Raw genomic sequence first — 18,718 nt, 5'->3', positions numbered from 1 at the left:
AGACGTGAGCAGACAGGGGCTACCGGAACAACAAGCACTGGGTGTTGGTTTTGATCACCGAATGTAGCGGGTCGTCCGTGGGAAGCTGTTCGGAGGGGTCAGAAGCAATATTCCTCGTGCCGGCAGGACAGAAGACCGGGTTACAAATGATCTGTCACGATGCAGGAGATAGCACTTGATCGACCTGCCCAGCCGCTTCGAGACTGCTTTCGGTTCGTCCTCGTTGCTGTGTTCAATCACAAGCTGGCCGCCAGAATGAAGGCATGACGTAAGTTGAGACCGGCTGACCGCCAACTGAGCTGCCCAGCAGCAATCGTCAGAACCGAAATGTTGACCGAGCTTGACCTACTCGATCTGCACTTTTCCTATCGGATAGGAGAAGTGTGTCCGAAATTCCTTGGTTGGTCGATAATCTGAATTTCAATATGATACATCACGGCTTTGCCGTGATCGGCTTCGCCGATGCTCGATAATGAATTTCAAATAGATTATCTTTTCTACATCCAATGAGTTCAGGTTGGAGACAATTGATCTCCCTTGGCTATGGTTGCCAGTATAATGTCTGGATTTCCGTTTTCTTATGCAGCCCAGTTCACTGGGTCAGCCTTTTATACGATCGGGAAAATACTCAGCCGAACTTGTTTCCATGCCGTCGCGTGTTGGCGCGAGAAGTAATCGGACTTTTCTACAATCAAGTTACACACTCTAGGGCGCGCGCCAAACGCCGCTTCGCATCAATTGCACTGCATTGTGCAAAACCACCGTACCGCTCTCCACGAACGGCCTGACAGCGCCACGTACATGTTCCGATCACTGCTTCGACCGGCCCGATATTTGGGTGGGTATGCGACCTTCCAGCCTGCCAAGACAAGATTGGGACATCATAGGTTAACAATTTTTGGTCTAGTGCCCTCTGCTTTTTTCGCTAAACCTTCGGCCACGCCCAATTAGCAAGCAGGAAAAATGGATCATGCGCTCACGTTCCAGGCTTTCAAAGAGCGCACTTCCCAGACCGATGAACACGCTCGACTACAAGTATGTGAATCACGAATATGAAGGTTTTGTCCTTGAGCCTACCGTCGAAGAAGTACCATTCAGACATTGGAGTGAACATCTACGAACGTTTTGGGGCTGGCACGAGAAGGAACCTAACTTTGCGATCTCAAAAACAGATCTACCTAGTGTCAAACAAACAGTTTCCAAAGGTTTGTTCGATGCAGGCTACACGGATTTTGCAAACGAAGTAATGGGCTGCAGCTCTGGCAAAGCTGTAAGCAACACCGTTGTCCACCAATACACGGAGGAAACAACACTTTACTCGACGGTCAATTCTCTCTTGAGAAGCGTGCATGCGGGAGAAAACATCCGTAAGCACTCGCTATCACCATGGATACTGCAGCTGAATTCAGCTCTTCGCGAGCAAAACACTGTCGATCATACCGTGTACCGAGGCGCCAAAATGAAGACCAGCGACATCGCAGAGTACACAGAAGGGCGTTTGTTCCATTGGGCCAGCTTCGTTTCCACCAGCAGGTGTCGAGAGAAAGCGGTCGCGATTGGTACCAACGTTCTTTTTGAAATTGAGCCTTGGGGGTCAGTGAGTATGTACGGAAAGCGCAATCCGTACGATGTATCCGCACTGTCAGCCTACCCGGAAGAAGAAGAAGCGGTTTTCCCGATCGCTTGTACCTTCCGTGTCCAGAAGATCTCAAGGACGTCAGAACTGACCGAGATCAGAGTTCGCTCAATTGACCACTACTAGACAACCCTGACATCAAACGAAAACTTTGTAGGTTAGGAGAAAGATCGAGAATTGACGGTCAACGAGTACCGATAGCCCCCACCTCAAGATTCTCGCCAACGGGGTAAGGAAAAAGAACCGTGTTTCTCGAAATGACTTCGACCTTTCCCATTGATCATTTGTCGCAAGAAAGCCTGCTTAGTCCCCGTTCGTCTGCAAGTTCTCGATTAGCTCTTTCGATGGTGCCATCTTCTTGAGGTAGAAACGCTCCAACTGATCAACCGAAGTCCCCGCATTTGTCGCCAGCGTGTGAATGTTCACCTTGCCCTTTGACCCTCTCAACCGGGCTTGCAGGGAATAGTGGCGCAATGAGTAGGGGGAGAATTTCTGATCTTCATCCGTCAGCCCAGCATTCTCCAAGATGTGGTTGAAAATCCTCCGAGCAGTGTTGATCGCAGTTGTTCGATTTGGGTATTCCGGCATCCAGACATAGGCGTTCTTGTCGGGACCGCTCTCGTCGAATGGGTTCAACATGCCCTGATACAGCGGCACTGCAATCGGCATGGTCACGCTTGTTCGCTTGCCGGTCTTTCCGTCGATTTTCATCTCCAAGTGAGGCGGCTGACCTTTGACTTGAACATCCTTGTGCTTCAGCCCGAACAGCTCGGATTCGGTAGGGCGAAGAAAGCTGTGAACGATGAAAGTGAACATCCGGGCGTGATGTTCTCGAACTTTAACACCTCGGACGACATCACCCCGTTTTGCGCACTCACGCGCCGACCTGATGAACTTCTTGTATTCCGAATCTGTGAAAGCCAGCCGGGGCGTATCAACAGTCTTCTGCTTGGGCATGACCGGCAAGACGTTCAACACCCCATCTTCCACCGCGATTGCCAGCACCTTGCGCATGATAATCGTGTGTTTAGCTTTTGTACTTTCAGCCAACGGCTTGCCTCGGTTGGTATCGAGCTTCAACAGATAGTCCCGAACAGCGCCGGTATTGATCTTCGACACATCCCACTTACCAAAATACGCGATTAGCCCGTCTTCTGATCGGTTCAACAGCTTCGCATCACCGCCAGACCATTTCCCGCCTTTCAGCGCCTGCATCTGGATCAACTGCTTAGCGTAGTGCTCAAAGCTGGTGGACTTCTTAGCAGCATGGAGAGGGTGGCCACCGCTCTTGTAATTGTCAGCGAACTCTACAGCGACACCGAGGGCTTCGAGCTGCACGGTTTCTTTCGTCGTTCTCTGCACGTAGCGCTTAGCCAGCGGATCCCAAAGTCGAAGCGTCCAGAACTTGCTGTGGCCATTCTTGAAGATAGCCAAGCCTTTTCGAATCTTCTTGAAGCTTTTGAATGCGCTCTTTGATTTCGCCATGTCTTCAGGCCCAGCTACGTAACACTACGTAACTATTCATAGCTGGATGAGCGCATTCCAGCTACCACATTTTCACCAATCATTTCAGTGATTTAGTGGTGCCCGGGGGCGGAATCGAACCACCGACACGAGGATTTTCAATCCACTGCTCTACCCCTGAGCTACCCGGGCACGGGAAGGCTGTTCGCCTTGGGTGGGGGCCTTCTATGCTCTGGGCGCGGCAGTGTCCAGAGGGTTTTTCAAAGAAAATCGCTAATGGCGGGTTTGGTGCGGTTTTTCTTCTGTTGCCTGCGCGCGCTCCGCTTCTTCCAAAGCGTTTTCAATGTCTTCCGGGTCCTGGCTGGGCACCGAATAAGCGCCGGTCAGCCACTTCCCGAGGTCGATATCGGCGCAGCGTTTGGAACAGAACGGCCGGTAGCTCTTTTGCGATTCCCCGCCGCAGATCGGACAGCTCATTTCAGCACCTCCTGCAGCAGCGGGCGGCCGCGTTTGCGCTGCAATTCGTAATGCCCCAGGTTCGTCCAGCCCGCCAGCACGGTTTCCTCGGAATCGGCCCGGAAGGCGGCCCGCAGCGCGGTTTCAAATCCGCGCCGGTCCTTTTTCGGCATCGGTGCCAGGTCAAGCACGATCTGGCCGCCCAGGCCGCGCACCCGCAAAGCGCGGGGCAGGGCCTTGGCGGCGGCCATGTTGGCCTTGATGCCTGCCGCAAGCGATGTGTCCGAACCGGTGTTCACATCCACCGCGACCAGGGCGCGGGTCGGCTCGATGAACAGGAAGGCGCCCCCCGGCAGCGGTTCGCGGATGCCGCGCGCGGTGTCCAGCGCATCAAGCACACCAAGACGTTCAAACCCGCCCTGCTCGCGCTCGATATCCGCAGGCTCCACCCAGTCCCGCCAGGCCAGCAGGTGCGGGGTGTCGCCTTCGGCCAGAACCTCTGGCTCCGTGCCTTCGTCCTGCATTACCTGCGCCGCCAGCGCCGCCATGGCGGCAACGTCCTCGGCGATCTCTTCGCTGTCCGCGCCGGCGCAGGCCGAGCGCAGGATCAGCCCGTAGCCTGTCTCGCCCATTTCCTCATGCGCGATCTCCAGCAGCCGGTCGCGCTCGTCCTCGTCGCGGATGCTGCGGGAGATGTTCAGGCCCGGAGCCTCGGGCGTGACAATGGCATAACGGCTCTTGAACAAGAGCTTCTGGGTCACGGGAACAGCCTTGCCCGGTTCGGCGAAGCCTGAAACCTGCACCAGGATCATCTGCCCCGGTGCCAGACCCTTGACCTGGCGCAGGAAGGCCGGGCCGTCAGGCGTGGACAGGAACATGCCGCCCTGGCCCTTGACCGGCCGGTCGGCGCGGGCGCGGTAGATGGTGCCGGGGGCAGGGGCATCGCTTTCAACCAGAAAGTCTTCCAGCTTGCCGTCCACCATCAGCGCGGCGGCTTCGCGGTCCTGGATATGGTCAAGGATGATTGTGCGGCCCTTCATGCGGCGGCCTCCTGATAGAGCGGCAGCCCGGCGGCGCGCAGCAGGTTTGCAGTTTCAGACAGCGGCAGCCCGACGATGCCGGTGAAAGAGCCGCTGATCCATGGAATGAAGGCGCCAGCAGGGCCCTGGATGGCATAGGCGCCGGCCTTGCCCTCCCAGTCGCCGGTGGCGAGATAGGCGTTCAGTTCCTCGTCAGAGAGGTTTTTCATCTTCACCTGGCTGACCACGTCCTTTTCCCAGACCCGCTCGCCGCGGCGCACGGCAACGGCGGTGATCACCCGGTGGCGGCGGCCTGAGAGGGCCAGCAGGAACTCCGCCGCCTCGCCCGCGTCCCGCGGTTTGCCCAGGATGCGGCGGCCAAGCGCGACGGTGGTGTCCGCACAGAGCACAACATCCTCCGTCCCTGCAGAAACGGCCTGAGTTTTCTCCCGTGTTACCCTAGTGCAATAGGCGCGCGGCAGTTCGCCCTTCTGCGGCGTCTCGTCAATCTCCGGCGGGCGCACCTCGTCAGGGTGCACGCCCAGCTGCGCCAGCAACTGCAGCCGCCGGGGGCTGCCAGATCCAAGGATAAATGCCATGCCGTGGCCCTCTTACCGGTTTGCGCCTGTCATACGGCGAAAACTGGCAGCGTGAAAAGAGCGGTGCGCCTTTTCATCTTTCCAGAAATATTCCCGCCGGAGGCAGCGGCCGCCAGGCCGCCTCAAAACAAAAGCCCGGCAGAGCGCCGGGCCTTGATATTTCTTCCAGATCAATCGCTTACTTGAAGCGGTAGTTGATCCGGCCCTTGGTCAGGTCATAGGGGGTCATTTCCACCTGGACCTTGTCGCCAGCCAGAACACGGATGCGGTTTTTGCGCATCTTGCCTGCCGTGTGCGCGATGATCTCATGGCCGTTCTCAAGCTCGACCCGAAACGTCGCGTTAGGCAGGAGTTCCTTCACGACACCGGGAAATTCGAGCGTATCTTCCTTGGCCATGTTGTCTCCATCATTGGGTTAACCCGCAAACTGCGGGACGTGCGCTTAAATGGGGTCATTTTTCCAATATTTCAAGGGCTCAATCAGTAAAGAGCGGCCTTTGTGACCGATTTTACCCGCGGCATTTGCTCCTCCCAATGCAGCCGGTTCAGCACCCCGCCATCGGCCCGCACATGGGCGATGGCCCCCAGGTCCGCTTCGCCGTAGGTCCAGCCCGGCTGGTTCAGCGTGCCCTCAGACAGCACGCCGGTTCCGGGGAAGCCCTTGTCGGGCGGGCCGAAAATGCCGCCTGTGCCGGTGTTCATGTCGACCGCTTCGGACCATTCGTTGGCCCCGGTGATAGAGGCCATGACGGTCACGCATTGGTTTTCCAGCGCCCGCGACATCGCGCCGATGCGCACCCGCCAGTATCCGGCCAGCGCCTCGGTGCAGGAGGGAACAAGAATCACGTCCGTTTCTGCCAATGCACGGCCCAGCAGCGGGAACTCGCTGTCGTAGCAGATAAGCACCCCGATTCTCCCCAGCGCGGTGTCGAAGATCTTGAGCGGGCCGCCGCCCGTGATCCCCCAGTCCTCGCGCTCAAACCGGGTCATGATTTGCTTGTCCTGGTGGTCCCGCTTACCAGCCGGCGTGTAGAACTCTGCCCGGTTCACCGGCCTGTCCAGTCCGCTGTTCACCGGGGCGGAGGCGCCCAGGATATGCACCCCATGTTCGGCGGCCAGTTTCAGGTGCAGCGCAGCAGCATCCTCCATCTTCTCCGACACCGAATGGATCGACTGCTCCAGATCGCCGGCAACCGCGGCGCCGTCCAGCGTCGACAGCTCCATCGCGCCGTATTCGGGGAACACCAGCAGCTCGGCGCCGTTTCCGGCGGCCTCAGCCACCCAGGCGGCCAGCTTGTCCTCATACTGCGCCCAGCTGTCGAGCCAGTCGAGCGGATAGGCGGCGGTGGCGATTTTCATGCGGTTTCTCCGGCAGTCAGCAGCCGCATCCTTGTGCGGTCCACCGGCAGGATTGCCTTGCATCGGGTCCCGGCGCAAGCCGCTGAGGCGCCCCGGTTGCGGCTGTTGCTGGCCGGGCCGGTGAAAAATTCAGGAAGAGACGCGCATTTTTGCAACGGAAACAGCCGCGTCCTGCGTTCCATCTTGGTGTTGCGCGGCTGTTTGGCCATTCTCTGGCGCAGATCATCGTTTGATTTATTTGAAAAAGGACCACTCCCTTGGCAACCAAGCTTGATGACAAGAACCTGAAAGGCGTTATCGCCGACATTCCCAAGAAAGGTTTCCGCACCAAATTCTGGCGTGAATACCGCGCCGGGGCCTGCAAGGGCAGCGGTGTTGGCAAATACATGGATCTGCTGGAGAAACTGGGTGTGCCGCCGTCGGGTGATCCGGCCAAGGCGGATCTGGACAACATGCCGGAGATTGTTCAAGCCTTCAGCATGCTGGCAAATGCGATGCTGAAGGCGCGCGGCAAATGCGGCAAGCTGCAGTCCCATAGCAAGGACCTGTGCCTGGCTTATGCCAAGCAGATCGAAAAACGCGAGAACGCGGCGGCAGAGCTGGCCCGCAATGCTGACAAGATCAAACAGCAGCAGATGAAAGAGCAGCTGAAGCGCGAAAAGGCCAATGAGGAAACCGACAAGCATCTGGCCAAGCTCAAGAAAGAGCATGAAGAAACCCGCAAGCTGATCATCAAGGAGATTAAGGCGGCCGAGGTGCGCGCCAAGAAAATCGAAGCCGCCTGCCTCGACATCTCCAAGGACGTGAACGCCGCGCTGGACAAGCTGGAAGCGATCAAAAAGGCTTGGAAGTCCGCCTATCACAAGGAGGGCGCGGACCGCTCCAAGATCGAAGCGCAGGCCGACAAGGGCATCCGCGATCTGACCAAGGCCTATAAGATCGACGCCCACGCAAAGAACGTGAAAGGCACCCTGCCCAAACTGTTCAAGGAGCTGGCCGAGAACTACAAACAGTTCAAGCAGGAGGACTACAATAAGAAGGAGTATGTTGCTGCCGGCAGGGCGGTGACGGCAGCCAAGCGCACCTTCGATGACGCCCGCGATTCCGTAAAGCTTTATGCCGCCCAGCAGAAAATCGCGCTGGAGGAAGTCCAGGCCGCGCGCCCCGAAGGCGTGTGACCAAACAAAACAGGCGCCTGCTTAGGCGCCTGTTTTTTCACAGATCCCGGATCCAGAACTGCAGCGGTTTGCGGGTCTCTTCCGCCTGATCCACGTCTTTCCAGGAGAAATGCGCGATGGCACCGTCCAGCGGGGCATAGCCGCGCTTGCGCCAGAACGGATCCAGCGGCGCGTAATCCGCGGGCCGCAGCGGGTGGTCCGCCGGGCGCTGCACGCCGCAAAAGGCAGTTTTCTTGAACCCGTGCTTGCGGGCATGGGCTTCGCGCGCGTCAAAGAACCCGTGGCCGACGCCATGGCCGCGGTACTCCGGCAGCAGCACGGATTCGGCGCAGTAGAAGACGTCGTTCAGATCGACGCCGGTGCCCTCAAAGGCGGCCGCGAAGTCATCCGCATGGTCGGACAGCGGCGCGCCGGTGGAGGCGCCCACCAGGGCATCCCCGTCAAAGGCGCCGACCACCACGGCGCGGGTGCTGTCGCGGTAGCTTTGCAGGTATTCCCGCTCATACCCCAGGTCGCCGTCATAGAGATACGGCCAGGCGCGGAATACCTTGATCCGCAGTCGCGCCACATCGTCCAGCGCGGCTTCCAGCGCCGCGCCGGTCATCGCTTCGACCCGGATGGTCATCCGGCGGAAACCTGGGCGATCCAGTCCGCCAGGTTGTAATAGGTGGTAACGCGGGAAATCTTGCCGTCCTTCAGCTCAAAGAACGACCCGCCCGGCAGGCGATAAGTCTGGCCCTTGGCTTCCGGCAGGCCTTCGTCGGTCACCAGGTAGGTGCCATTGACGATGAACTCCGCCGCGGCGCGGGTGCCGTCCTCGCTGGAAAAGATCACCATATCGGTCAGCTCTTCCTTGTAGCAGCGGCTCATATGGGCGCAGAATTCCGCGAATTTCTCCTTGCCCACGCGGATTTTGCCCTCGTTGACGTGATGGGCGATCTGCTCGTCCAGGCAGTCCAGCATGGTGTCCGTGTCGCCGGCGTTGAAGGCTGCGAAATAGCGCGCGATGGTGTCGGTCATATTCTCTCCGTCGGTTCACCCCAGCGGTTTTTCAGGTGCTGGATGATTTGATCCCGTGTTTGCCGGTAGATATCTAGCTTGGCCTGACGCGTCTCGCCGAGCCCGGTAGGGTCCATAATCGGCCAATATTCGACATCGAGGTGAAAAAAACGGGTGAGTTCCAGCGCCCGCCGCTGGCTGGCGGGCGACAGCGCCACCACCAGGTCAAAGGACGACAGGTCATCGCCCCAGCGCTCCATCTCGTCGAATGAGCGCGACCGGTGCCGTGACAGCTCAACGTCGATCTCCTGGCAGACCGCGATGGAGAAGCCGTCGATCTCCATGTCGTTCTTGACACCGGCGGACTGCACATAGGTGCCGGTGCCGTAGAATTTCTTCATGATGCCCTCCGCCATCGGAGAGCGGACCGAATTGTGGTCGCAACAGAACAGAACGGACTGCGGCAGCTCCTCCACGCGTCAGCCTCCGAAGTGCAGGACACAAATCAGGGTGAACAGGCGGCGGGCGGTGTCGGTGTCGACCTCGGCCTTGCCCTCCAGCCGCTCCTGCAGCACCCGGCTGCCTTCGTTGTGGATGCCGCGCCTTGCCATGTCGATGGTTTCGATCTGGCTCGGCGGCAGGGTCTTTACCGCGGTGAAATAGCTCTCGCAGATCTGGTAGTAGTCCTTGACCACCTGCCGGAAGGGCGACAGCGACAGGTGGAATTCCGCGGCCTTCTCACCGGCCTCGGTATTGATGTCAAAGACCAGCCGCTTGTCGCGGATCGCCAGCCCCAGGTGGTAGGGGCCGGCCGGGATATCGCGGTCCTCCCGCTGCGGCAGGGCAAAGCTGTTGTCCTCGATCAGGTCATAGATCGCCACCTTGCGCTCCTGCTCGATCTCGGGTGTCGGGGGCGGCAGGTTGCGGTCGTCCAGTTCGATATGGCTGATGCGGCTCATGGGTCTTTGTCTCTGATATGCGCGGGGCGTCCGGCCATGAGTATCGCACCGCCGTGCCCGGGGCAATGCAGCAGCGGGCGTCAATATCCTGGCCGTTTGCGGCAGTGCTTGACAGGCCGCGCCCGCCCGTCTCAGGCTGCTGTCGGCAGGAGACAGCGAAATGACAGGTCTTGAACAGTTTTCCCTCAGCGGCCGGCGCGCGCTTGTGACCGGCTCGACCGATGGTCTCGGCTTTGCTGCCGCCTGCCTTCTGGCAGAGGCCGGGGCCGAGGTCTGGATCAACGGGCGCAACCGGGAGCGGGTCGATGCCGCGCTCGCCCGGATGCCCGGCACCGCCCGGCCGCTGGTGCTGGATATCACGGATGAAAATGCCGTCACCGGGTCGATGGCACAGATCGCGGCAGCAGGCGGGCTGGATATCCTGGTCAACAATGTCGGCCAGCGCGACCGGCGCAGCCTGCAGGAGTTCACCCGCTCTGACCTGCAAACTCTGTGGGAGGTCGACTTGGTCTCGCCCTTCCGCTTGTCCCAATTGGCTGCCGCGCAAATGGCGCCCAAGGGCTGGGGGCGCATCATCAACATCTCGTCGATTGCAGGCCTCATCGCGCAGGCCGGCGACGCGGCCTATACCACCGCCAAGGCCGGAATCAACGGTATGACCAAGGCATTGGCGGCAGAGCTCGGCCCCCGCGGCGTCACCGTGAATGCCATCGCCCCGGGCTTCTTCAAGACAGCGCCCAACATGGCCGCTGCCGCAGATCCGGCGATTTCAGAGAAGCTCAGAAACGCCACCGCGCTGGGCCGCTGGGGCGAACCGGAGGAGCTGGCCCCCGCCATCCTGTTCCTGGCGTCGCCGGCCGCGTCCTACATCACCGGGCAGGTGCTGGCCGTGGACGGGGGCTATACCGCCCACTACTGACCTGCTGGCCGCGTCTTGCAGGTCCGGAATGCCCCGGGAAGAATGCGTGGCGTGCGCAGAGGGGGCAGCACCCCTCCGCTGTTTAGCCGTTCAGCGCATCCAGCCGTGCGGTGACGGACAGCCCGTGCGCCTCCAGGCTCTCGCTTTTCGCCAGCACCTCGGCCGCAGGGCCAATCGCGCGCAGCGAATCCGGGGTCATCTGGCTCAGCGTCGTGCGCTTGAGGAAATCCATCACCGACAGGCCGGAGGAGAACCGGGCCGAGCGCGCGGTCGGCAGCACATGGTTGGGCCCGCCGACATAATCGCCGATTGCTTCGGGCGTGTACTGGCCGAGGAAGATGGCACCCGCGTGAAACGTCTTTTCGCTCAGGGCCACCGGGTCGGCGACGCACAGCTCCAGGTGCTCCGGCGCAATGCGGTTCGACAGCGCTGCCGCCTCATCCAGGTCCCGCACGGTGATCACCGCGCCGAAGTCTTTCCAGGACGCACCGGCAATGGCGCGGCGCTCCAGCGTTTCCAGGCGCTTGTCCACCGCCTCCGCCACTGCGCGGCCAAAGCCCTCGTCGTCAGTGATCAGGATCGACTGGGCGCTTTCATCGTGTTCGGCCTGGCTCATCAGGTCCAATGCGATCCAGTCCGGGTTGTTGTCCTTGTCCGCGATCACCAGGATTTCCGACGGGCCTGCGATCATGTCGATGCCGACCTTGCCGAACACCCGGCGCTTGGCGGCGGCGACAAAGGCGTTGCCGGGGCCGGTGATCTTGTCCACCGGCGCGATGCTTTCGGTGCCATAGGCCAGCGCCGCCACTGCCTGCGCCCCGCCGACGCGGTAAATCTCATCCACGCCCGAGATCCTGGCTGCCAGCAGCACCAGCGGGTTGATCTGCCCGTCCGGGGCCGGCACCGTGACCGCCAGCCGCTCCACACCGGCAACCTTGGCGGGGATTGCGTTCATCAGCACCGAGGAGGGGTAGGAGGCCAGCCCGCCCGGCACATAAAGCCCGGCAGCGGAGACCGCCGACCATCGCCAGCCCAGCGTTGCGCCGCTCTCATCGGTCCATTGCGCGTCCTGCGGCATCTGGCGCGTGTGATAGGCGCGGATCCGGTCTGCTGCCAGCTCCAGTGCGGTGCGTTCTTCCGCCGGGACATCGGCGATGGCTGCGTCCACTTCTGCGTCAGAGATCCGCAGCTGCGCCGGCTTCAGTTCCAGCCGGTCGAATTTCGCCGTGAGTTCCACCAGCGCCGCATCGCCGCGGGCGCGGACATCGGCAATGATCCCGGCCACAATAGCGTCCACATCCGGGCTGTCCTCGCGTTTGGCGCCCAGCAGTGCGGTGAAGGATTGTTCAAAACCGGACTCAGAGGTGTTCAGAAACTGCGGCATCGGGATCTCCTTTGGCCCCCGCATATCCGCAAGGGGGCAGAGCCTCAAGAATTATGCGTGAAGCCGGTGCAATTGGACGCAAGGCAAACGGGCGGCGCGTGCCAATCCAAAGAGGCAGAAACCTTAGCCCAAGGCTTTAAGCATCGGAATGCAGGGGGCGCCGCAACATCCGGCAGCATCTTCCGCCACTTGCCAGCCGTTTTTGCGGTAAAACGCCAGCGCCGTGCGGGTGGCGTTAAGGCGGCCCTCAAAATGGCCATTCCGCAGCAGCTCCGCCTCCAGATGGGCCAGCAGGGCTGCTCCAGTGCCCTGGCGGGCTGCGGCAGGGGCGACATAAAGCAGCGAAATGGTGCCATCGGGATCGATCCCGCCCACGGCAGCGGCCTCTCCGCCGCGTTCTGCCAGCCAGTAACGGCCCGGGCCGCCGATCCAGCTGCGGATTTGCCCCGGCGTCTTGTTGGCGGTCCAGTCCGCGATCCGGGCGGCATCGCCGCCGTGGTCGGCCTGGCACAGATCGCGGATCGAGGCCGTCAGAACCCGGCTCATGGCGAATACGTCAAAAACCGAGGCGGCGCGGATTTCCAGCGCTGCCGCCGGGGCGGCAAACGCCTGGGAAATGCCGCGCTTATTCTGCACGGCTCAGGCGCCGTGGTCCGGCGCTTGGCCGGACGGTGCCCGGTAGGGCCGTGTGACATCGCGCAGGGAGACCTCCAGCGCCTCCACCGACAGGCGCACGGCACCATCGCCGGCGAGGGTCAGCAGCACATGGCCCGCGCCGTCCTCGCCCGGCTCGAAGCTGACAGAGAGCAGCGACAGGACCAGATCCTTGTCCTTGCGGTCGACGCCCTGCGAGGAAACGCCCAGCACGTTGTCGATCACCAGCAGCGACTGCACCCGTTCGTAGGACCGGCCGCGGCGCTCGGCAGCGTCACGGTCTTCCCAGCGGAACCGGTTCACCAGCAGCGCAAAGCGGCGCTCAGCCGCACGCCAGCTCATTTCGGTCACCGGAAACACCGCGTCCTGCAGCAGCGAGGACAGCACCTTAAGGTCCTCTTCCTCCAATGCGCCCAGGTTCAGCGGCGCCTCGCGGCCGTCCTCAAAGCTGGCATCGGTCATGATTGTTCCTTGATCCGCTCGATTTTCGCGCCGACCCCGGACAGCTTGCGCACCACATGCTCGTAGCCGCGGTCCAGGTGATAGACCCGGCTGACCCGGGTTTCGCCTTCTGCCGCCAGACCCGCCAGAATCAGCGAGACAGAGGCCCGCAGGTCGGTGGCCATCACCGGGGCGCCTTTCAGCTTCTCAACACCAGTCACGGTGGCATGGCCGCCATGGACCTCGATCTGCGCGCCCATGCGCACCAGTTCCGGCGCGTGCATGAAGCGGTTCTCAAAGATCTTCTCTTCCAGCACCGAAGTGCCCTCAGCGGTGCACATCAGCGCCATCATCTGCGCCTGCAGGTCGGTCGGGAAGCCCGGGAAAGGTTCGGTCACCACATCCACCGCGCGCACCCGGCCGTTCTTGCGGCTGACGGTCAGGCTGTTTTTGCCCTCAGAGATCTCGATGCCGGCCGCTTCCAGCTTGGCGCAGAAGCTTTCCAGCAGGCTGCGGCGGCCGCCCAGCAGCTCCACTTCGCCGCCGCAGATCGCGGGGGCCAGCATATAGGTGCCCAGCTCGATCCGGTCGGTCACCACCTGATGAGTCGCGCCATGCAGACGGTCGACACCCTGGATGGTGATGTCAGGAGAGCCGTCGCCGTCGATCTGGGCGCCCATCTTGCGCAGGCAGTCGGCCAGGTCGACGATCTCCGGCTCGCGCGCGGCGTTCTTGATAACGGTGGTGCCCTTGGCGAGCGTGGCCGCCATCATGATGTTTTCGGTCGCCCCGACAGAGGCAAAGCTCAGCTCCACCACTGCGCCTTTCAGGCCCTTGGGCGCCTTGGCGTGCAGATAACCGTCCTTCAGCTCGATCTCGGCACCCAGGGCCTCCAGCCCGTGGATGTGCAAGTCCATCGGCCGGGCGCCGATGGCGCAGCCGCCGGGCAGCGAGACAACCGCCTGGCCCAGACGGGCCAGCATCGGACCGAGCACCAGGTTCGAGGCGCGCATCTTGCGGACGATATCATAGTCGGCGACGTGGCTGGTCAGGTCATGGCTCGACATCGCCAGAACCTGCCCGTCCTGCAGGTTGGAGACTTCGGCGCCCAGGGACTGCAGCAGCAGCGTCATTGTCTTGATGTCGCTCAGCCGTGGCGCGTTGGTCAGCGTCAGCGGCTCCTCGCTCAGCAGCGTGGCCGGCATCAGTGTGAGGCAGGCGTTCTTGGCGCCGGCAATCGGGATCTGCCCGTTCAGCGGGCCGTTGCCCGTAACCAGAATCGAATCCATCTGAAATTACTCTCCGCTCTTGCCCGTGTCCTGGTCCTGCTTTTCCGCCCGCGCCTTGGCCTGTGCCTTGCGCCGGGCCATGTTTGCCTTGAGCGCCGCCTTCAGCCGGTCTTCGCGCGAAGCTGCGGAACCGTCGTTTTTAGGTGATTTCTTCTCTGCCATAAGACTTCTGTAACTTAGTGCGAAAAAACCGTCCAGAATGCTCTTGCACCCCCCCGCGTTTATGCCTAAAAGCCCCCTCACCGGCGCTGCTGTAGCTCAGAGGTAGAGCACTCCCTTGGTAAGGGAGAGGTCGAGAGTTCAATTCTCTCCAGCAGCACCATTAATCTCTGAAATTGCTGAATGATTTCGCACTTGGCCGCATTGCGCATGGTTCCGGTTTCGGGCTGTTTTTCCGCGTTTCGCAGCCCCGACCGGGGGTGTTGAGCGGCAAACCCGGAATACCGGAACAGCCTGCGGCCTGCGAATCGGTTGTATGCCCGCAGGGCGCGTTGCTTTGTGGGGGAGCTGAGGGGGCGGCGCCCGAAAACACCCCGCAACGGCCCAAGAATAACAGGTAAAAATCGCGATGCAGATGGAAGCTGCGGGGCAGGCCGCCTGCCGGCGCAATGCAGCTTTCCGAATCGGCGGCCTGACGATCCTGCACGGCTTGCGGTACATCAGTTTCACTTTTTTGAATATTTATCTTTTTCAAATCAACCACCTGCGAAATGATTCAGATCAAGGTGGCGGCTGCAGCACTTTCCCATGGTGGCGCTGGCAGCGCTGAGACCGGCCAGGCGAAAAGGTGGATCTGACATCACTGTTAGACAGCCATCCGGTGGTTTCGGGCCAGTCTGCCACAGCTTGCACAGCAGGCTGCGGTTAGGCCGCAAGCCTTCTGTGTGAAAGAAATTAGCCAAGGAGGACTCATATGTCCGAACAGCCAACCAAAGCCGAAGAGAGGAACACCTTTCTGTTCCTCGCAGTGGTCCTGGCGCCGGTTCTGGCAGTGGGAATCGTCGGCGGATACGGCCTGATCATCTGGATCTCGCAGATCTTCCTGGGACCGCCCACAGGTTAAGGGCCCAGGCACATGCCAGCACATGCCAGCACAGCCCCCTCGCGGCGCGCCTTCCTGACCGGAAGGGTGGCCCGCCCGGATCCGGAATTCCGCCCGCCCTGGACGGATGAGGCCCGGGTGCAGGCGCATTGCACCAGTTGCAATGCCTGCGTGGACAGCTGCCCTGAGAACATCATCGAGTTTGACAGCCGCAACCGCCCGCGGATCAGTTTCCGCGGCGGCGAATGCACCTTCTGCGCCGCCTGCGCCGAAGCCTGTCCCGAACCGGTGTTCGATCTGGAGCAGTCGGCGCCCTGGCCGGTCTCGGTAGAGATCACCGGCAGCTGCCTGAATGCCGCCGGTATTGCCTGCCAGCTCTGCACCGACATCTGCGACCCGCGCGCCCTGCGGATGGACCTGTCGGTCCGCCCGGTCGGCGCCATCCAGGTGGACGCCGGCGCCTGCACCGGCTGCGGCGCCTGCCTGTCCACCTGCCCGAACAACGCCATCGCAATCCGCGACCCCCGCCAGCAAAGGATCCCTGCGTGACAGAAGAAATCCATATCTCCAGCCTGCTGGTGCGCTGCAACCCGGCGCAGATGGAGGCCGTCCTGGCCGAAATCAAGTCCATGCCCCGCGCCGAGATTTCGCAAACCGACCCCTCGGGCAAGATCGTCGTCCTGTTCGAGGCGGACAGCGACCGGGCCATCGGCGACGCCCTGGCCAAAATTCAGCTTCTCGACGGCGTCGCCAGCGCGGCGCTTGTCTTCCATCAAACCTGCGATGCGCAGGATCTCGCCATTGAAGAAGGAGTCCCCCAATGACCGGACTTACCCGCCGCGACGCCATCAAGGCGCAGGCTGCCGCAGCTGCGGCGCTTGCCGCCGGCCTGCCGGTTCCCGCGGCCGCGCAGAACCTCGTCACCGATGCCAGCGTGACCGAACTCAAGTGGTCCAAGGCGCCCTGCCGCTTCTGCGGCACCGGCTGCTCCATCATGGTCGCCACCAAGGCCGGCCGCGTGGTCGCCACCCACGGCGACACCCAGGCAGAGGTCAACCGCGGCCTGAACTGCGTCAAAGGCTACTTCCTGTCGAAGATCATGTATGGCGCCGACCGCCTGACCACGCCTCTGCTGCGCAAGACCAACGGCGAATATGACAAGAACGGCGAATTCACCCCGGTTTCCTGGGATGAGGCCTTCGACATCATGGCCGAGAAGTGGAAGAAGACCCTGGCCGAGAAAGGCCCCGAGGGCATCGGCATGTTCGGCTCCGGCCAGTGGACCGTCTGGGAAGGCTACGCCGCTTCCAAGCTGATGAAGGCGGGTTTCCGTTCCAACAACATCGACCCGAACGCGCGCCACTGCATGGCCTCCGCGGTGGGCGGCTTCATGCGCACCTTCGGCATTGACGAGCCGATGGGCTGCTACGACGACTTCGAGAACGCCGACGCCTTCGTGCTGTGGGGCTCGAACATGGCCGAGATGCACCCGATCCTGTGGACCCGCATCTCCGACCGCCGCTTCAGCCACCCGCATGTGAAGGTGGCGGTGCTGTCAACCTTCACCCACCGCAGCTTCGACCTGGCCGACATCCCGGCGGTGTTCACCCCGCACACCGACCTGGTGATGCTGAACTACATCGCCAACTACATCATCCAGAACGGCGCGGTGAACGAGGACTTCGTCTCCAAGCACGTGAACTTCAAGCGCGGCAACCAGGACATTGGCTATGGCCTGCGCCCGGAGCACCCGCTGGAGCAGATGGCCGAGAACGCGGGCAAGGCCGGCGGCGCCTCGGATATGACCTTCGAGGAATTTGCCGAGTTCGTTTCCGAATACACGCTTGAAAAAGCCGCGGAAATGTCCGGTGTCCCGGCTGAGACGCTGGAGAAGATCGCCAAGCTCTATGCCGATCCTGACACCAAGGTGATGTCGCTCTGGACCATGGGCGTGAACCAGCACACCCGCGGTGTCTGGGTCAACAACATGATCTACAACATCCACCTGCTGACCGGCAAAATCTCCACCCCCGGCAACTCGCCTTTCTCGCTGACCGGCCAGCCCTCCGCCTGCGGCACCGCGCGCGAGGTCGGCACCTTTGCCCACCGCCTGCCCGCGGACATGGTGGTCAAGAACCCCGAGCACCGCGCCTATGCCGAGAAGATCTGGAAACTGCCCGAAGGCACCATCCCCGGCTGGGTCGGCTCCCACGCCGTGAAGCAGAACCGCGACCTGAAGGACGGCAAGATCAACTGCTACTGGGTGCAGGTGAACAACAACATGCAGGCCGCCCCCAACATGATGGAGGAAGGGCTGCCGGGCTACCGCAACCCCGACAACTTCATCGTGGTGTCGGACGCCTATCCGACGGTGACCGCGGAAGCCGCCGACCTGATCCTGCCCGCCGCCATGTGGGTGGAGAAGGAAGGCGCCTACGGCAACGCCGAACGCCGCACCCAGTTCTGGTACCAGTTGGTCAACGCGCCGGGTGAATCCAAATCCGACCTGTGGCAGCTGGCGGAATTCTCCAAGCGCTTCACCACCGACGAGGTCTGGCCGGCCGAAATCCTCGACGCCAATCCGGACTACAAGGGCAAGACCCTGTTCGAGGTGCTGTTCGCCAACGGCAAGGTCGACCAGTTCGAGCTGTCGGAGAAGGCCCGCGAATACGGCAACCACGAATCCGAGGACTTCGGCTTTTACATCCAGAAGGGCCTGTTCGAGGAATACGCCGAATTCGGCCGCGGCAAGGCCCACGACCTGGCGCCGTTCGACACCTACCACGAAACCCGCGGTCTGCGCTGGCCGGTGGTTGACGGCAAGGAAACCCAGTGGCGCTTCAAGGAAGGCTACGACCCCTATGTGAAGGCGGGTTCCGATTTCGAATTCTACGGCAAGCCCGACGGCAAGGCGGTGATCTTCGCACTGCCCTACGAGCCGCCGGCGGAAAGCCCGGATGCCGAATACCCGATGTGGCTGGCCACCGGCCGCGTGCTGGAGCACTGGCACTCAGGTTCGATGACCCAGCGGGTGCCGGAGCTGTACCAGGCGATCCCGGATGCGCTCTGCTACATGCACCCGGATGACGCCAAGGCGCAGGGCTTCCGGCGCGGCACCGAGGTGCGGGTGATCTCGCGGCGCGGTGAAATCCGCACCCGGGTGGAAACCCGCGGCCGCAACAAACCGCCCAAAGGCCTGGTCTTTGTGCCCTGGTTCGATGCGCGCCGGCTGATCAACAAGGTCACGCTGGACGCCACCGATCCGATCTCGAAACAGACGGACTTCAAAAAATGCGCAGTCCGTATCGAAGCAGTGTGAG

Annotated in this window: 23 protein-coding genes and 2 tRNA genes; 9 read left to right on the top strand and 16 right to left on the bottom strand. The window is 61.6% G+C overall.

Annotated features, from left to right (window positions below):
- The first annotated feature begins 1,015 nt into the window (after positions 1–1,015).
- Entirely contained in the window at positions 1,016–1,762 is a 747-nt protein-coding gene (locus AB1A62_RS19660; RefSeq protein WP_366663161.1) for an ADP-ribosyltransferase, read from the top strand.
- A 177-nt stretch (positions 1,763–1,939) separates the two neighbouring features.
- Here AB1A62_RS19660 and AB1A62_RS19655 read toward each other — a convergent pair whose 3' ends face one another.
- The 7 genes from AB1A62_RS19655 to AB1A62_RS19625 form a co-directional block, all read right to left on the bottom strand.
- Complete coding sequence (locus AB1A62_RS19655; protein WP_366663160.1) at positions 1,940–3,121, bottom strand: site-specific integrase; 1,182 nt, start codon at positions 3,119–3,121, stop codon at positions 1,940–1,942.
- Between the two features lie 96 nt (positions 3,122–3,217).
- A tRNA-Phe gene (locus tag AB1A62_RS19650) sits at positions 3,218–3,292 on the bottom strand.
- 81 nt (positions 3,293–3,373) lie between these two features.
- A complete protein-coding gene (gene yacG / locus AB1A62_RS19645; protein ID WP_366663159.1) occupies positions 3,374–3,577 on the bottom strand; it encodes a DNA gyrase inhibitor YacG in 204 nt (67 codons plus the stop codon).
- Positions 3,574–4,596: a ribonuclease E/G gene (locus AB1A62_RS19640; RefSeq protein WP_366663158.1), complete on the bottom strand. Its 1,023-nt coding sequence runs from the start codon at positions 4,594–4,596 to the stop codon at positions 3,574–3,576. The genes yacG and AB1A62_RS19640 overlap by 4 nt, the downstream gene beginning before the upstream one ends.
- Positions 4,593–5,174 (bottom strand): nucleoside triphosphate pyrophosphatase, encoded by a 582-nt coding sequence (locus AB1A62_RS19635; RefSeq protein WP_366663157.1) that lies wholly within the window; start codon positions 5,172–5,174, stop codon positions 4,593–4,595. The genes AB1A62_RS19640 and AB1A62_RS19635 overlap by 4 nt, the downstream gene beginning before the upstream one ends.
- Positions 5,175–5,352: 178 nt before the next feature.
- The gene (gene infA, locus AB1A62_RS19630; protein WP_005978431.1) at positions 5,353–5,571 is read right to left on the bottom strand and encodes a translation initiation factor IF-1; all 219 of its coding nucleotides are present in this window, start codon (positions 5,569–5,571) and stop codon (positions 5,353–5,355) included.
- 83 nt (positions 5,572–5,654) lie between these two features.
- Positions 5,655–6,533 (bottom strand): carbon-nitrogen hydrolase family protein, encoded by an 879-nt coding sequence (locus AB1A62_RS19625; protein WP_366663156.1) that lies wholly within the window; start codon positions 6,531–6,533, stop codon positions 5,655–5,657.
- Between the two features lie 257 nt (positions 6,534–6,790).
- On the opposite strand from AB1A62_RS19625, the gene AB1A62_RS19620 reads away from it, so the two are divergent.
- Complete coding sequence (locus AB1A62_RS19620; RefSeq protein ID WP_366663155.1) at positions 6,791–7,711, top strand: hypothetical protein; 921 nt, start codon at positions 6,791–6,793, stop codon at positions 7,709–7,711.
- A gap of 37 nt (positions 7,712–7,748) precedes the next feature.
- Here AB1A62_RS19620 and AB1A62_RS19615 read toward each other — a convergent pair whose 3' ends face one another.
- The 4 genes from AB1A62_RS19615 to AB1A62_RS19600 are packed head-to-tail and all read right to left on the bottom strand — an operon-like array spanning position 7,749 to position 9,669.
- Positions 7,749–8,336, bottom strand: coding sequence for a GNAT family N-acetyltransferase (locus AB1A62_RS19615; RefSeq protein WP_366663154.1), 588 nt, complete (start codon positions 8,334–8,336; stop codon positions 7,749–7,751).
- Positions 8,333–8,731 (bottom strand): ketosteroid isomerase-related protein, encoded by a 399-nt coding sequence (locus tag AB1A62_RS19610; RefSeq protein WP_366663153.1) that lies wholly within the window; start codon positions 8,729–8,731, stop codon positions 8,333–8,335. Before AB1A62_RS19610 ends, AB1A62_RS19615 begins: the two co-directional genes overlap by 4 nt.
- Complete coding sequence (locus tag AB1A62_RS19605) at positions 8,728–9,186, bottom strand: low molecular weight phosphatase family protein (RefSeq protein ID WP_366663152.1); 459 nt, start codon at positions 9,184–9,186, stop codon at positions 8,728–8,730. The genes AB1A62_RS19610 and AB1A62_RS19605 overlap by 4 nt, the downstream gene beginning before the upstream one ends.
- A gap of 3 nt (positions 9,187–9,189) precedes the next feature.
- Positions 9,190–9,669: a UPF0262 family protein gene (locus tag AB1A62_RS19600; RefSeq protein ID WP_174149000.1), complete on the bottom strand. Its 480-nt coding sequence runs from the start codon at positions 9,667–9,669 to the stop codon at positions 9,190–9,192.
- Between the two features lie 160 nt (positions 9,670–9,829).
- Between AB1A62_RS19600 and AB1A62_RS19595 the strand changes: the two genes are divergently transcribed.
- Positions 9,830–10,588 carry an SDR family oxidoreductase gene (locus tag AB1A62_RS19595; protein ID WP_366663151.1) on the top strand — a complete coding sequence of 253 codons (759 nt, stop codon included), beginning with the start codon at positions 9,830–9,832 and terminating at the stop codon, positions 10,586–10,588.
- 82 nt (positions 10,589–10,670) lie between these two features.
- Here AB1A62_RS19595 and hisD read toward each other — a convergent pair whose 3' ends face one another.
- The 5 genes from hisD to AB1A62_RS19570 form a co-directional block, all read right to left on the bottom strand.
- On the bottom strand, positions 10,671–11,972 hold the full coding sequence (gene hisD / locus AB1A62_RS19590) for a histidinol dehydrogenase (protein ID WP_366663150.1): 1,302 nt from the start codon (positions 11,970–11,972) through the stop codon (positions 10,671–10,673).
- A 123-nt stretch (positions 11,973–12,095) separates the two neighbouring features.
- The gene (locus AB1A62_RS19585; protein ID WP_366663149.1) at positions 12,096–12,608 is read right to left on the bottom strand and encodes a GNAT family N-acetyltransferase; all 513 of its coding nucleotides are present in this window, start codon (positions 12,606–12,608) and stop codon (positions 12,096–12,098) included.
- Between the two features lie 3 nt (positions 12,609–12,611).
- A complete protein-coding gene (locus AB1A62_RS19580; protein ID WP_366663148.1) occupies positions 12,612–13,088 on the bottom strand; it encodes a DUF2948 family protein in 477 nt (158 codons plus the stop codon).
- On the bottom strand, positions 13,085–14,356 hold the full coding sequence (gene murA / locus AB1A62_RS19575) for a UDP-N-acetylglucosamine 1-carboxyvinyltransferase (RefSeq protein WP_366663147.1): 1,272 nt from the start codon (positions 14,354–14,356) through the stop codon (positions 13,085–13,087). The genes AB1A62_RS19580 and murA overlap by 4 nt, the downstream gene beginning before the upstream one ends.
- Positions 14,357–14,362: 6 nt before the next feature.
- Entirely contained in the window at positions 14,363–14,518 is a 156-nt protein-coding gene (locus tag AB1A62_RS19570; RefSeq protein ID WP_222504739.1) for a hypothetical protein, read from the bottom strand.
- An 85-nt stretch (positions 14,519–14,603) separates the two neighbouring features.
- Here AB1A62_RS19570 and AB1A62_RS19565 point away from each other — a divergent pair.
- The 6 genes from AB1A62_RS19565 to napA all read left to right on the top strand — a co-directional run bounded on the left by AB1A62_RS19565 (position 14,604) and on the right by napA (position 18,717).
- Positions 14,604–14,678: transfer RNA gene (locus AB1A62_RS19565), tRNA-Thr, on the top strand.
- A 246-nt stretch (positions 14,679–14,924) separates the two neighbouring features.
- Positions 14,925–15,125 carry a hypothetical protein gene (locus AB1A62_RS19560; RefSeq protein ID WP_366663146.1) on the top strand — a complete coding sequence of 67 codons (201 nt, stop codon included), beginning with the start codon at positions 14,925–14,927 and terminating at the stop codon, positions 15,123–15,125.
- Between the two features lie 144 nt (positions 15,126–15,269).
- Positions 15,270–15,419 (top strand): periplasmic nitrate reductase, NapE protein, encoded by a 150-nt coding sequence (gene napE, locus AB1A62_RS19555; RefSeq protein ID WP_065268982.1) that lies wholly within the window; start codon positions 15,270–15,272, stop codon positions 15,417–15,419.
- Between the two features lie 12 nt (positions 15,420–15,431).
- The gene (locus tag AB1A62_RS19550) at positions 15,432–15,947 is read left to right on the top strand and encodes a ferredoxin-type protein NapF (RefSeq protein WP_366663145.1); all 516 of its coding nucleotides are present in this window, start codon (positions 15,432–15,434) and stop codon (positions 15,945–15,947) included.
- A complete protein-coding gene (locus AB1A62_RS19545; RefSeq protein WP_366663144.1) occupies positions 15,944–16,222 on the top strand; it encodes a chaperone NapD in 279 nt (92 codons plus the stop codon). The genes AB1A62_RS19550 and AB1A62_RS19545 overlap by 4 nt, the downstream gene beginning before the upstream one ends.
- On the top strand, positions 16,219–18,717 hold the full coding sequence (napA, locus tag AB1A62_RS19540; RefSeq protein WP_366663143.1) for a nitrate reductase catalytic subunit NapA: 2,499 nt from the start codon (positions 16,219–16,221) through the stop codon (positions 18,715–18,717). Before AB1A62_RS19545 ends, napA begins: the two co-directional genes overlap by 4 nt.
- Position 18,718: the final 1 nt, after the last annotated feature.

It is taken from the genome of Leisingera sp. JC11, assembly GCF_040704725.1.
Lineage (GTDB): Bacteria > Pseudomonadota > Alphaproteobacteria > Rhodobacterales > Rhodobacteraceae > Leisingera.
The sequence above is the reverse complement of the archived record's forward strand: the minus strand, read 5'-3'. Positions and strand labels throughout refer to the sequence as shown.